This is a genomic window from Arthrobacter sp. SAFR-179 (assembly GCF_059414945.1).
The window spans coordinates 68,252-81,663 of record NZ_JBPFDM010000005.1 but is presented as its reverse complement, the minus strand read 5'-3'; the positions used below and the strand labels follow the sequence as shown (position 1 = coordinate 81,663).

Annotated in this window: 14 protein-coding genes and 1 riboswitch; of the genes, 5 read left to right on the top strand and 9 right to left on the bottom strand. The window is 68.0% G+C overall.

Annotated features, from left to right (window positions below; genetic code table 11):
• Positions 1-5 precede the first annotated feature (5 nt).
• From ACR65K_RS10535 to ACR65K_RS10525, 3 genes are read right to left on the bottom strand one after another with little or no spacing between them, the layout of a single operon-like run.
• Complete coding sequence (locus ACR65K_RS10535; protein WP_440152705.1) at positions 6-806, bottom strand: energy-coupling factor transporter transmembrane component T family protein; 801 nt, start codon at positions 804-806, stop codon at positions 6-8.
• Entirely contained in the window at positions 803-2,341 is a 1,539-nt protein-coding gene (locus tag ACR65K_RS10530) for an ABC transporter ATP-binding protein (RefSeq protein ID WP_440152884.1), read from the bottom strand. Before ACR65K_RS10530 ends, ACR65K_RS10535 begins: the two co-directional genes overlap by 4 nt.
• A gap of 5 nt (positions 2,342-2,346) precedes the next feature.
• Positions 2,347-2,970, bottom strand: coding sequence for an ECF transporter S component (locus ACR65K_RS10525; RefSeq protein ID WP_142029339.1), 624 nt, complete (start codon positions 2,968-2,970; stop codon positions 2,347-2,349).
• A gap of 68 nt (positions 2,971-3,038) precedes the next feature.
• A riboswitch (TPP riboswitch) is annotated at positions 3,039-3,179 on the bottom strand.
• An 83-nt stretch (positions 3,180-3,262) separates the two neighbouring features.
• Between ACR65K_RS10525 and ACR65K_RS10520 the strand changes: the two genes are divergently transcribed.
• The 5 genes from ACR65K_RS10520 (at position 3,263) to ACR65K_RS10500 (ending at position 6,798) form a co-directional block, all read left to right on the top strand.
• Positions 3,263-3,805 (top strand): heme-degrading domain-containing protein, encoded by a 543-nt coding sequence (locus ACR65K_RS10520; RefSeq protein ID WP_440152703.1) that lies wholly within the window; start codon positions 3,263-3,265, stop codon positions 3,803-3,805.
• Between the two features lie 199 nt (positions 3,806-4,004).
• Positions 4,005-5,060, top strand: a complete 1,056-nt coding sequence (locus ACR65K_RS10515) for an iron-containing redox enzyme family protein (protein WP_440152701.1) — start codon at positions 4,005-4,007, stop codon at positions 5,058-5,060.
• 39 nt (positions 5,061-5,099) lie between these two features.
• Positions 5,100-6,158, top strand: a complete 1,059-nt coding sequence (locus ACR65K_RS10510) for a glycosyltransferase family 2 protein (protein WP_440152699.1) — start codon at positions 5,100-5,102, stop codon at positions 6,156-6,158.
• A 29-nt stretch (positions 6,159-6,187) separates the two neighbouring features.
• Entirely contained in the window at positions 6,188-6,400 is a 213-nt protein-coding gene (locus ACR65K_RS10505; RefSeq protein ID WP_440152698.1) for a CDGSH iron-sulfur domain-containing protein, read from the top strand.
• Between the two features lie 134 nt (positions 6,401-6,534).
• Positions 6,535-6,798 carry a DUF4235 domain-containing protein gene (locus ACR65K_RS10500; RefSeq protein ID WP_056331531.1) on the top strand — a complete coding sequence of 88 codons (264 nt, stop codon included), beginning with the start codon at positions 6,535-6,537 and terminating at the stop codon, positions 6,796-6,798.
• 9 nt (positions 6,799-6,807) lie between these two features.
• Here ACR65K_RS10500 and mnhG read toward each other — a convergent pair whose 3' ends face one another.
• Genes mnhG through ACR65K_RS10470 form a run of 6 tightly spaced genes read right to left on the bottom strand, consistent with a single transcriptional unit; the run spans position 6,808 to position 13,305 of the window.
• The gene (gene mnhG / locus ACR65K_RS10495; protein ID WP_142070467.1) at positions 6,808-7,212 is read right to left on the bottom strand and encodes a monovalent cation/H(+) antiporter subunit G; all 405 of its coding nucleotides are present in this window, start codon (positions 7,210-7,212) and stop codon (positions 6,808-6,810) included.
• The gene (locus ACR65K_RS10490) at positions 7,202-7,480 is read right to left on the bottom strand and encodes an MrpF/PhaF family protein (protein ID WP_056331526.1); all 279 of its coding nucleotides are present in this window, start codon (positions 7,478-7,480) and stop codon (positions 7,202-7,204) included. The genes mnhG and ACR65K_RS10490 overlap by 11 nt, the downstream gene beginning before the upstream one ends.
• The gene (locus ACR65K_RS10485) at positions 7,477-8,022 is read right to left on the bottom strand and encodes a Na+/H+ antiporter subunit E (RefSeq protein ID WP_440152695.1); all 546 of its coding nucleotides are present in this window, start codon (positions 8,020-8,022) and stop codon (positions 7,477-7,479) included. Before ACR65K_RS10485 ends, ACR65K_RS10490 begins: the two co-directional genes overlap by 4 nt.
• A complete protein-coding gene (locus ACR65K_RS10480; RefSeq protein ID WP_440152694.1) occupies positions 8,019-9,626 on the bottom strand; it encodes a Na+/H+ antiporter subunit D in 1,608 nt (535 codons plus the stop codon). Before ACR65K_RS10480 ends, ACR65K_RS10485 begins: the two co-directional genes overlap by 4 nt.
• Positions 9,623-10,228 (bottom strand): Na(+)/H(+) antiporter subunit C, encoded by a 606-nt coding sequence (locus ACR65K_RS10475; RefSeq protein WP_440152692.1) that lies wholly within the window; start codon positions 10,226-10,228, stop codon positions 9,623-9,625. Before ACR65K_RS10475 ends, ACR65K_RS10480 begins: the two co-directional genes overlap by 4 nt.
• On the bottom strand, positions 10,225-13,305 hold the full coding sequence (locus ACR65K_RS10470; RefSeq protein ID WP_440152691.1) for a Na+/H+ antiporter subunit A: 3,081 nt from the start codon (positions 13,303-13,305) through the stop codon (positions 10,225-10,227). The genes ACR65K_RS10475 and ACR65K_RS10470 overlap by 4 nt, the downstream gene beginning before the upstream one ends.
• Between the last annotated feature and the right edge of the window lie 107 nt (positions 13,306-13,412).

Genomic DNA, 13,412 nt, shown 5'->3' with positions numbered 1-13,412 from the left:
CAACCTCAGCTGCCCAGCCACACCATGTTCCATGTTCCGGCAGCCAGTGCTGCAAAAAGGGCAAGTCCGGCCACGAGCACCCCACCGGCCACTACCCCAAGATCCAGCGTGCTGAACGTGGATTCGCGTGCCCAGGTCCGTTGGCCACCGCCGAAACCCCGGGCTTCCATGGTCACGGCGAGCCGCGACGCGCGGCGGACTGCCTGCACCAAAAGCCCGAAGCTCTGCCCCAGGGTCGCTTTGACCCGCTGGCCCAGGCTTCCGCGCGAACCCACGCCGCGTGCACGGCGCGCCATCCCGATGGTCTGCCACTCCTCGGCCATCAGCCCCACAAGGCGCATCGCGGCGAGCGTTCCCAGGACGAACCGGTGCGGCAGGCGGGCCTTCTGCGCCAGCGCGTCGGCAAGGTCGGTGGGATCCGTGCAGCTCATCAGGAGCACCGCCGGAAGGGCGATGGCAAAGCCGCGCAGCATGAAGCCGACGCCCAGCTGCAGGGATCCTTCGCTCATGGTCCAGATGCCGGCGTCGAGCAGGGTCCTGCCGCTGTCCGGCGCAAGGATGGACGTGCTCCAGCCGCCCACGGCGGCGGCGATGATCAGCGGCCACCCGCGCTGCCACAGCAGGGACAGGGTGAGCCCGGCCAGTGGAAACAGCAGCAGCTCGAAAACCAGGGCCACGGATGCCGACACCCAGTCGATGGACAGCGCCAGGACCGCGGTGATGAGCAGGACGGCCGCGAACTTACTCAGTGGGTTGGCGCGGGCCAGGAGGGCATGGTTGCCGGTCAGGGTGAGTTGCTGCCTCATGGTGCCACCGCTTCCGCCGCAGCCATTCGCAGTTCGGTCCCGCCCAATGCTTCCGTGAATTCGGCGTCATGGGTCACGGAGACCACCGCGGTGCCGGCGTCCAGGAGTTCGGACAGGAACGAGGCCAGCTCGGCCCACGTGTTGGCGTCCTGCCCGAACGTGGGCTCGTCCAGGACCAGCACCTGCGGGCTGGCGGCAAGGACGGTGGCTACGGACAGCCGCCGCTTCTCGCCGCCGGAGAGCGTATAGGGGTTCGCGTCCACCAGGTGGGTGAGCCGCAGCCGCTCCAGCAGTTCGTCCACCCGGTCCTCGCCGTGGCCCAGGTGCCGGGGGCCGAACAGCAGCTCATCCAATACCTTGCCGGTCACGAACTGGTGCTCCGGCTCCTGGAACACCGTCCCCACGCGCGAAATCAACTGGTCGGCCTTCCAGCGGTATGGGTCGATGCCCGCCCCGCGGCTGAGGTCCAGGGTGGCGGACACCTTTCCGGAGACCGGCTCCAGCAGCCCGGCCAGGGTGAGCGCGAAAGTGGACTTGCCGGCACCGTTGGGGCCTGTGACGGCGAGGGCCTGCCCGGCGCGGACCTGCGCGGACAGGCCTTCCTGGACCGGTACCGGCGGAATCTTCCGGAAGCCTTGGCGGCGGGGACGTTCGCGGGAGACACCCAGCTGTTCGGCGGCCAGCAGCAGGTTCCCCGTGCCGGGCGCCGGGACAACGGCGCGGGCGCGGGTTGCCGGCACGTAGCCGGGCACCCACACACCGGCTGCGGCGAGCATGGCACGGGCCTCCGTGAGCACCCGGTCCGGCGGGCCATCCAGGAGCACGGCAGGATTGGTGCCGGAACCCGGCTGCAGGACCACGATCCGGTCCACCAGGTCCTTCCACACCGAAACCCGGTGCTCCACCACCACCAGGGTGGCCCCTGTCTTGTTTAGGCAGCGCGCCACGGCGTCGCGGACCTCCAGCACGCCGGCGGGATCCAGGTTGGCGGTCGGCTCATCCAGCAGGATCAGGCCCGGGCGCATGGCCAGGATGCCGGCCAGCGCCAGGCGCTGCTTTTGCCCGCCGGACAGGGCCGACGTCGGGTGGTCCAGCGGGAGGTGGGACAGTCCGACGTCGGCAAGCGCCTCGTGCACCCGCGCCCAGATTTCCTCCCGCGGCACCGCAAGGTTCTCGGCACCGAAGGCGGCGTCGTCCCCCAACCGCGACAGGACCACCTGCGTCTCGGGGTCCTGCTGCATGAGCCCGGCGCACCCGCGCTGGGTCCGGGGCACGGCGCCGTCAACCAGGAGCGAACCTGACTCGTCGGCGTCCCCTGCCTCGCCGCCGTCGTCGTTGATGTCCCCCAGCACCCCTGCCAGCGCATGAAGGAGGGTGGACTTGCCGGCGCCCGAGGGGCCGAGCAGGAGCACCCGCTCCCCCGGGCTGATGTCCAGGTCAAGGGCGTGGACGGCGGGCTTTGCCCTGCCGGCGTGCCGCCATCCCCACCCGCGGGCGGTGACAGCGGCAGGGCGGACCGCCGTGGCCTGGGCCATTGCCATCAGGAGAAGACAGGCTCCGTGGCAGCCTTGCGCGAGGCGAAGGAGCTCAGGACTCCCGTCCGCGCCAGGCCGCGGGTGGCCACCCAGGACAGGGCGCCGGCAATGACTGCTCCGGAAATCATGCAGAAGACGATATAGGCCAGCTTGTCGCCGCCGGAGTACGCGATGTTCCAGCCCCACGGCGCAAAGGAGTCATTCAGGCCGCAGAAGAGACCTGCTGCCGCACCTGCCAGCAGGGACACGGGCAGGTTGAACTTGCGGTAGACGAAGATGGCAAAGATGATTTCCGCGCCCAGGCCCTGGACGAAGCCGGAGAAGAGGACCGAGGCGCCGTACTGGGAGCCCATGAGCAGTTCCCCGGTGGCGGCCACGGTCTCGCAGAACAGTGCGGCGCCCGGCTTGCGGATGATCAGCATGCCCAGCACGCCCGGGATCATCCATCCGCCGGCAATGATGCCGGTCAGGGGCGGGTAGGCGGCGTTCATCGGCACGGATACTGCCGCCGCCCCTTGCGACCACGCCCAGAAAATAACGCCGCCGGCGATGGCCACCAGCGCGGCGACGACGATGTCCACGACGCGCCAGGACTTACTGGTGGTCTTCTTGATTGCTGCAGTGCTCATTGGAATCCTCCTGGGAAACAGGAGGGGAAAGTGGACCCGGCTGACGGCCCGTTGCCGTGCAGCCGCGACACTTCGAGAACTCGACTCCCTTGCGCCGGTACTAACCGGATCAGGTTCGAGGGTCTGCGGCTGTCCGCACTCTCAGCGCCCACCTGCGGTGCCCGGCGGATGCCAGGATGCCCGACGGCGGCGCTCCCCTGTCGTTTGTAGTGTTGCTTTTTGTTGGGTAAGGCTTTTGATTGCCCTTCCGGGCGTGGTCAAGTTTACACCGGGCGGGGGTAGATTGAAGGCCATGAGCGCCATTCCACCGGATGTGACCGGGTTCGATCCCGATTCCCCCGACGCCCAGCCCGAGGGGTCGCTCGAGGCCCTGGTTGCCCGGGTCGAGGCGGAGGTCCGGGAGCTCCACTTCCCCGGCTTTTCGCCGGATGACGCACTGAACCTTGGGCTGCTTCTGGTGGAACTGGGCAAGGAGCGGTCGCTTCCCATCGCCATCGATATCACTAAGGGCGAGCAGGTACTGTTCCACGTCGCGCTTCCCGGCGCCACTCCTGACAACGGGCACTGGATCCGGGCCAAGCAGAGCACTGCCGCCCGGTACGAGGTGCCGTCACTTTTGGTGGGACTGCGGGGCCGGCTGGGCGGGGGCAGGATCGAGGACAACGCCTGGTTCGACCAGTCCCGGTATGCAGCCCACGGCGGCTCATTTCCCATCTACGTCACCGGCGTGGGTGCCGTGGCCACGGTCACCGTCTCCGGATTGCCGCAGCTGCAGGACCATGACCTGGTGGTGGAGGCGCTGCGCGACATACTGGGGTCGGCCCTGTCTGACTGACCACTGCCTGGCTGAACACTGTCCGCAGCTGGGTACGGGGGGACCCAGCAAAACCCCTATATACAAAGCCTGCTTAGCTTTTATTAGTAATCATGCTTACTATATTGTCCCCCGGGTTTCGAGGAGGACAGGGCATGGAACTCACCATGGGCGGTCCCGCGTTCGTTCCCGTCACCAGCGCGGCAGACCAAGGAGCACCATGAGAATCCCGGAAACCAGAGGCCCCCTCAGCAGCGCCCTGTTCACGGTCCTGGCGCAGGCTCCGGACTCCGCCGGGACAGAACTGGACGCCCTGTACCGCCTGGCCGCACGGCAGGTGGCTGCCACCGCTGACATCATTGGCGACGAGGACATCCAGTTGGCCCTCTTCTGCCTCTACGAGCTCCATTACTCGGGGCTGGACGGCGTCTCCGACCACTGGGAGTGGGAGCCGGGGCTGATCAGGGTCCGGCGGCTGCTCGAGGAACCGTTTGAGGCGGACCTTCGCGCCGCCGCACAGCAGGCCGCCGGGGACCTCGAACTGCCCGCCGGCGGTGCCATGACCAGCGACCAGGTAGCCGATGTCCTGTTCGGCCTCGCCGGCAAGGACACCGGCCCCAGCGTCTCCCGGTACGTGGCCAGGAAGGCAGACCTGGGGCAGCTCAAGGAATTCCTGGTCCACAAATCCGTGTACCAGCTGAAGGAAGCCGATCCCCACACATGGGCCATCCCGCGCCTCAGTGGACGGCCCAAAGCCGCACTCGTGGAAATCCAGACGGACGAATACGGCGGCGGCCGCCCCGAGCGGATGCACAGCGCGCTGTTCGCACGGACCATGCGTGGCCTGGGCCTCGACGACAGCTACGGCGCCTACGTTGATGCCGTCCCCGCAGTCTCCCTCGCATCGGTAAACCTCATGTCCCTCTGCGGACTGAACCGGCGGCTCCGCGGTGCCATCACCGGCCACCTGGCAATCTACGAAATGACCTCCTCCCAGCCCAACCGGTTCTACGGCAACGGATTTCGCCGGCACGGGTTCGGCGCGGACGTCACGCACTACTTTGACGAACATGTGGAGGCCGACGCCGTGCACGAGCAGATCGCCGGCCGTGACCTCGCCGGCGGCCTCGTCGAAGCCGAGCCGGAACTCCTGGCGGACGTCCTGTTTGGCGCGACGGCCGTCATGGCCATCGACAGCCGGCTCTCCGCCCACCTCCTGTCCTCGTGGGAAGCCGGGACATCATCGCTGCGGGCGGCCGTGCCGGCGGCAGCATGACGGCCCGCCCTAACAGTGTCCAAGGGCGGGCACGCCTGCTTGGCCGGGGCGGAGTACATCCTTCCCCTGCGCTGGAATGAGGATTCCGGCCTGGCTGATCTGTCGGACTACCTCCGGCGCCTCGCGGACTGGATCCCGGTGACGGTGGTGGACGGCTCCGCCCCCGACTTCTTCGAACGCCACCGCGTGGCGTTCCCCGCGGCGGTGCGTCACCTCCGCCCGGACCCAGACGGTTACCCTGACCAGTCCCCGGACCACCGGGGCCCCGGGGGCGGCCTCCACAACGGAAAGGTGGCCGGGGTCATGACCGGCGTGCGCGCCTCCGGCGCGGAGTTCCTTGTCATAGCCGACGACGACGTCCGCTACACGCGCGAGGCCCTCGCCGCCGTCGTGCATCACCTCGGATCGGCCCATCTGGTGCGTCCGCAGAACTACTTCGACCCCCGCCCGTGGCACGCCCGGTGGGACACGGCCAGGACGCTGCTCAACCGCGCCTGGTCCACTGACTACCCCGGAACGCTGGGCGTCCGCCGCAGCGCCCTTCAGGCCACCGGCGGCTATGACGGTGTCCTGTTCGAAAACCTGGAGCTCATCCGCACCATCAGGGCCGCCGGCGGCAGCGAACGGATCCTGCCCGGCCTGTTCGTGGCCCGCCGGCCGCCAACCACCCGGCACTTCCTGCGACAACGTATACGGCAGGCCTACGACGATTTTGCCCAGCCGCCACGGCTTACCGCCGAACTTGCCCTGCTCCCGGCCACCATCGGCGCCACATTTTTTCCGGCCCGGACAAGGCGGACCGCCCTCCTGGCGCTTGCCGCGGCGGCCGTCACCTGCGCGGAAGTTGGACGACGCCGGCACAACGGGACCGCCGTCTTTCCCGCCTCGGCAGCCTGGTTTGCGCCGCTGTGGGCACTGGAGCGGGCCGTCTGCGTCTGGCTGGCGGCCGCCTTCAGGCTGGCGGGCGGGATCCCCTACGCGGGCAGCAGGATCAGGACGGCGGCGCATTCGGAGGCAGAACTCCGGCAGCGCCACGCCAGGAAGCTCCGCCGGGCGCCCGGCAACCAGGAAGCGACGATGAAAGCGGTGCAGGAATGAACCCCGGACAGCAAGGAACAGGAGCCCACATGGACCAGGAAGCAGCCAGCTCCATCGTGGTGTGCCCGGACGGGCCACTGATTATCAGGGGCGAGTTTGAGATCGTCACCCCGTCCGGGGACGCCGTGCCCCGCGACCGCAAGACCGTTGCCCTGTGCCGCTGCGGGGCCTCGGCCATCAAGCCTTACTGCGACGGCACGCACAAGATGATCAAGTTCCGCACGGAGCCGCCCACCGGTTAGTCCAACAACCGCTTAATCCGCCAAGCTGTCAGTCCAACAAGCTGCCTGCAGCACGCCACGCCCTTGCCCGGACCGGCACGGGGGTACGGCTAGGCTGGAGGCAGTCCGTTTTCCGCCCGCAAGGAGTAATAGGAATGAACCTTTTCATCAAGCTGCTCGGGACCGGGGTGAGCCTGGGTGCAGGCCTGGTCGGTACCAAGCTCGTCAACACCATCTGGGAAAAGACCACCGGGCAAAAGGCCCCCACCGGCAAGAACGAGGACGTCCCCACCAGCCTGCGTTCGGCGTTGACCTTCGCGCTGATCTCGGCGTCGGTGAGCGCCATCATCCAGGTCCTGGCCAACCGCGGCACCCAGCGCGCCATCACCCGGTTCGCCAAGTCGCAGGACATCGTCTAGCTCCAAGCGCTACCCGCCGCCGTCGGGGCTGTCCTTCCGGGCAGCCTCGGCGGCGGCTTTTTGCACCACGGCCTCCAGCTCGTCAGCCGTGAGCAGTTCCCGGTGCAGGTGCTTGGTGCGGTACCCGGCGCGGCCCACCATGTGCGCGGACACCGGCACGGTGAGCAGCTGGAAGATCCAGGCCACCGCCAGGACCGGCCATACCCACCACGTCCGCATCTGCAGCCCAATGGCCGCCAGCAGCAGGAACAGGCCCAGGACCTGCGGTTTGGTGGCCGCGTGCATGCGGCTCAGCAGGTCAGGGAAGCGGAGCAGCCCAATGGCCGCGCCCAGGGACATAAGTGCCCCCACCACCATGAACACCGCTGAGACGGCGTCGATCCAGCCGTCGGGACCGGACAGGTCAGGATTCATCAGGCTTCACCCTTCGGTCCGCCACAAAACGGGCCACGGTCACGGATCCGATGAAACCGATGATGGAAATGGCCACCACCAGCATGAGGTTGTTCAGGTGCCGGTTCACGGCCATGTCGATGCACAGGGCTCCGGCCAGGATGGCCAGCAGCACATCGGCCGCCAGCACCCGGTCCAGCAACGACGGTCCGCGGGAGATCCGCATGATGGCGCCTGCCGCAGCAAGCGAGAAGATGACGGCTGTAACAGCCAGGACAACGTGCATCATGCGGCGGCCTCCATTCGGACAGCTTCGAGTTCCTCAGGACTGCCCATGATGCGGATCAGGCCGGCTTCGATGGACCGCACTTCGTTCCGCAGGCCCTCCACGTCCTGCTTGGAGGTGATGTTGAGCGCGTGCAGGTAAAGGGTGGATGTGGAGCGGTCCACCTCCACCACCAGGGACCCCGGGATCAGGGAGATTACGTGGCCGGTGGCGGTGACGATCAGGTCCTGGTGGCTGCGCAGCTTCACCGCGACGACGGCGTTGGTCACCTTGGGGCCGCGGACGGTGGCCAGGTACAGGACCTGGGCGCTGGCCACCACCACCTTGCCCACGAAGGCCAGCGCAAAGGGCACGGCGTACAGGATGTTGAAGCGGCCGCTGAGCTCCACCGGGGGAAGGTAGAAGAGCCGGGCCACGCCCACTGCCAGCAGCGCACCGAACAGGAGGTTTGCGGCACTGAAATCCTGCCACAGGGCACCCCAGACAATCACCAGCCAGACCAGGAGGGGCAGCTCCTGGCGCAGGGAAATGCGTTTGCGGCTCATCGCACTCCTCCCACGGCAGGTGTGGCCGGGATGGGAACATCACTGCCCAGGACCGCCTGGATATACGGGGCCCGGTCCAGCATGTCCCTGGCGGCCCGGTCCGAAAGCCCGAACAGCGGACCGGCAAAGACGGTCAGGGCAACGCCGAGCACCACCAGGCCCAGGGTGGAGCCCACCATGGTGCGCGGCAGGAGCGTCACGGTGTTGTTGGCTTTGGCTCCGGGCCCGGAAAGCCTCGCCGCAGGAGCGGCAAGCAGCACCGGGTCCGGATGTTCGGCGTCGGTCGGCCTGCGCCAGAACGCACGGTTCCACACCCTGGCGATGGCCAGCAGCGTCAGGAGGCTGGTAACAACCCCGCCGATCACCAGCGCGTAGGCCAGCGGCGTGCCCAGCTCGATGCCCGCCTGCATCAGCCCCACCTTGCCCAGGAACCCGGAGAAGGGCGGGATGCCGGCCAGGTTCATGCCGGGAACGAAGAAGAGCAGCGCCAGCAGGGGCGACAGTTTGGCCAGCCCGCCCAGCCGGTCCACAGAGGAGCTGCCGCCGCGCCGCTCGATCAGGCCCGTGACCAGGAAGAGGCTGGTCTGGATGGTGATGTGGTGGGCCACGTAGAACACCGCCGCGGCCAGCCCGGCAGCGGAGGACATGGCCAGCCCGAACACCATGTAGCCGATGTGGCTGACCAGGGTGAAGGACAGGAGCCGCTTGATGTCGCTTTGGGCCAGGGCGCCAAGGATGCCCACCACCATGGTCAGCAGCGCGGCCACCATCAAAGGCGTATTCAGGGTGTCCCCCGGGAACAGCAGGGTTTCGGTCCGGACCATCGCGTACACGCCCACCTTGGTGAGCAAGCCCGCGAACACGGCCGTGACGGGCGCCGGCGCCGTGGGGTACGAGTCAGGGAGCCAGAAGGAGAGCGGGAAGACGGCTGCCTTGATGCCGAACGCCACCAGCAGCATGACGTGCAGCAGGGTCTTGGTGCCCTGGTCCAGGTCGCCAAGCTTGATGGCCAGGTCCGCCATATTGACCGTTCCGGTGGCCCCGTAAACCATGGCGATGGAGATCAGGAACAGCACCGAGGACACGACGGACACCACCACGTAGGTGACGCCCGCGCGGATGCGCGGCCCGGTGCCGCCCAGGGTCATCAGTACGTAGCTCGCGGTCAGCAGGATCTCGAAGCCGACGTAAAGGTTGAACAGGTCCCCGGACAGGAACGCGTTGGACACCCCGGCCACCAGGATCAGGTATGTGGGGTGGAAGATCGAGACCGGGGCGTCGTGGTCGCCGTCGGCCATGCCCTGCCCGGTGGCGTACACCAGCACGGCCAGGCTAATCGCGGAGGACACCACCAGCATCAGCGAGGAGAACTGGTCCACCACCATCACGATGCCCCACGGCGGCAGCCAGCCGCCGATGGTCACTGCCGCCGTCCCGCCGTTCCACGCGGACGCCAGCAGGAGGCATTCGAGCCCCAGGGTCAGCGAGAGCAGGGCGATGCTCACCGCGCGCTGGGCCCGGGTATGCCGGATCAGCAGGAAGGTCAGGGCAGCGCCCAGGATGGGAAGTACGACGGCGAGCGGGGCAAAGCTTGCGATGTTCACTTTCCGCCTCCTTCCGGGCTGGGGTCGATGTTGAGTGAGCCGGGCTGTTCCTCCGCGGCGGCATGTTCGGCGGGCATCTCCCGGCCACCGGCCACGACGGTGGCCACCGGCTGGCTTGTTTCCGGGCCCCTATCCCTGCCGGACGCTTGGTGGTTTGAGACGTCCCGGCCGTCCGATCCCAGCATGGTGAGCGGGAACTCCGAGGTTTCCGCCGGAACCTCGGCGTCGTCCTCGGCATCGAAGCTGGGGGTCGCGGCCACACGGCGGTCTTCCAGGTCGTCCTGGATGTCGTCCTGCCGCGCCAGGACCCAGGTGCGGTAGATGATGCCGAGCATGAACGCCGTGACGGCGAAGGAAATGACGATGGAGGTCAGGATCAGGGCCTGCGGGAGCGGATCGTTGTAGTCCTGGGCCGGCGTGTCCTTGGCGAACAGCGGCGCCAGGCCCGCGTATCCCCCGGTGGCCAGGATCAGGAGGTTGGTGGCGTTGGCCAGGAGCATCAGCCCCAGCAGCACCCGGGTGAGGCTGCGCTCCAGAATCAGGTAGATGCCGCAGGCATAGAGGGCGCCCATGACGATCAGCAGGGTCAGGTTGACGCTCATGCGTGGCCCTTTGCGGTGGTCTCGGCGGGAACGGTGTCCGGTTCCAGCGGCGGCTCAAGGTCCCGTTCAGCCTCCACTTCCGGCTGCCCGGGACGGTCCTCCTCCGGCTCGTCCTGCTGTGCGGCAGCCGCGGACCGCTCCTCCATGTGCTCATCGATCTCGGCGCCCAGGCTGCGGAGCACGTCAAGCACCAGGCCCACCACCACGATGTACACGCCAATGTCGAAGATGGTGGAAGTGACGAACTTGATGTCGCCGAAGACGGGCAGCCACACCTGGATGATGGCGGACTGGAACACCTGGCCGCCCAGCAGCAGGGGCACCACGCCGGACACGGCGGCCAGGGCCAGGCCGGTGCCCAGCAGCGCGCCGGCGCTCAGCGGCGCGGCCTCCCGCAGCTCGAACCGTCCCCCTGCCAGGTAGCGGATGGTCAGCGCCAGCCCGGCGGTGAGGCCACCGGCGAAACCGCCGCCGGGCAGGTTGTGCCCGGCCAGCAGCAGGTAGAGCGAGAAGATGATCATCGAGTGGAAGATCAGGCGGGTGACCACTTCGAAGATGATGGAGCGCCGTTCGGGTGCGAGCGTCCGGCCGGCCACGATCCAGGGATCGCGGGCAGCGGCAGCGAACTTACGGCTGATGGCCAGGGCCGCGCCGTCGCGGGAGCCCGGGTCCACGCCGTGGTGCCGGCCCACCGTGCCTTCGGCAACGGACGCGGAGGTCTGGAGGCGGTCGCCGCGGCCGCGGATGAAGATCAGGCTGGCCACGCCGGTGGCGGCGAGCGCCAGCACGCTGATCTCACCGAAGGTGTCCCAGGCGCGGATGTCCACCAGGGTCACGTTGACCACATTCAGACCGCCGCCGCCCTCGTAGGCAAGCTGCGGGAACTGTAGCGATACTGGAAGTGCGGTCCGTGCGCCCATCGCAAAGATCGCCGCGAACACCATGGTCACGCCGAATCCCAGGCCGATGATGACGCGCACCACGCGGTATTTGCCGCCCGTGCGGTCCCGCAGTTCGGGCGGCAGGCTGCGCATGGCCAGGACGAACGCCACCAGGATGATGGTTTCCACCAGCATCTGGGTCAGGGCCAGGTCCGGCGCGCCCTGCAGGGCGAACACCAGCGCGATGCCGTAGCCGGTCACGGACACCATCAGCACGGCAAGGAAGCGTTTGTTGGCCTTGACGGCGGCCAGGGCGCCGATCACGATGCCCACCCCCGCCACGAGCTGGAGCGGGGAGTTCGGGTCCACCAGGTAGACGTCCCGCGGCAGGGCATTGCCGCCCAGGAGGATGGCCGTCAGCGGCAGCACGAACGCCACGCTGAGGATCACCGCAAGGTAGAAATACAGTGAGCCGCGCTGGGTCCGGCCGGTGATCCACACCGCCACGTCGTCCAGGGCGCCGATGGTCAGCTGGTAACCGCGGTCGCCGTCCACCCAGGCCGGAACCAGGGACTGGACACGGGCCACCGCGTTGCGGCCAAAGTACATCGCCGCGCCCAGCACGAAGGTGACCGCCGTCAGCCCAAGGGCCGGGGTCAACCCGTGCCACAACGCAAGGTGGCCCGCCTGCTCGGCAGGAGTGCCGGCGTCGGGCGCTGTGGAAGCGAACAACGCCGCGTACGGCTGGATCCAGGCGTCCACCGGCACCGGCCAAAGTCCGTAGGCGATGGTCAGGACGCTGAGGACCGCAGGCGCGGCGAGGAAGGAGGGCGTGATCGCTTTGAAAGGGGTGGGGGCCACGCCAGGTTTGGCCGCGAACGCGCCCCACATGAAACGCGCGCTGTAAGCGAAGGTGAGGACTGACCCCACCACCAGCCCGGCCAGGACCACCATGCCCCACGGTCCGGAGTGCGGGTCCGCAGCATGGTGGACGAACGCTTCCAGCACGGATTCCTTGGCGACGAAGCCGCCCAGCAGCGGAACGCCCGCCATGGAGGCGGCGCCGATGCCGGCCACGATGCCCAGTGCACGGGAGGAACGGAAGACGCCGGACAGTTTGCGCACGTCGCGGGTCCCGGACTGGTGGTCGATGATGCCCACCACCAGGAAGAGCGTGGCCTTGAACAGGCCGTGCGCCAGCAGCATGGCCAGGCCCGCCAACGCGGCGTCGGGCGTGCCCAGGCCCACCACCATGGTGAGGAAGCCCAGCTGGCTGACGGTGCCGTACGCCAGGATCAGCTTGATGTCGGTCTGCCGCAGGGCCCGGTAGCCGCCCACCAGCATGGTGGCCAGGCCCAGCCCCAGGACCACGGGCTGCCAGTACGCCGTCTCCGAGAACCCCGGGGCGAGCCGCGCCACCAGGTAAATGCCTGCCTTCACCATCGCCGCAGCATGCAGGTACGCGCTGACAGGGGTGGGCGCGGCCATGGCGCCGGGCAGCCAGAAATGGAACGGGACCAGCGCGGACTTGGTGATGGCACCCACCAGGATGAGGACGACGGCGGCGCCCACCACGCCGGCGGACGTCCCGGAAACCAGCGCGGGGGCCTGTTCCAGGATGCCGGAGATACGGTACGTGCCGGCGGTGTAGCCCAGCATGATCAGGCCCACCAGCATGGCCAGGCCGCCGGCGGTGGTCACCATCAGCGCCTGGAGGGCGGAACGGCGGGCCGCCAGCCTGGTCCGGGCAAAGCCGATCAGCAGGTAGGACAGGATGGTGGTCAGTTCCCAGAAGATGAACAGCAGCAGCAGGTCATCCGCCACCACCAGCCCGAACATGGCCCCGGCGAAGGCCAGCAGCTGGGCGCCGAACCCGCCCAGGTCCTGGTCTTCCCTTTTGAAGTACCGGGCGCAGTAGACCAGCACCAGGGCGCCGACGCCGAGCACCAGCAGGGACATCATCCACGCCAGCGCGTCCATGCGGAAGGCGAATTCCAGGTGGAGGCTGGGGATCCAGTCGAAGGCTTCCGTGACGGCCCCGGGCCCTGAGTAGATGGGGTTGTGCTGGAACAACAGCCAGCCGAAGGAAACCGCCGGAACAGCGGCCAGCGCGTAGAAGGCGTTGCGGCCCCACAGCCTGAAGAGGAAGGGCGCGATGACAGCCACCGAAAAGTGCACGGCAAGGACTGTGATCACTGTATTCTCCGCAACGTCAGGAATTCGATTGTCAAAAGTTGGAGCAGGCGGCAAAAAGTAAGGTCCGGGAGGGTTCAGTTTACCAAGGGCCCTGCGGTACCCTTCCT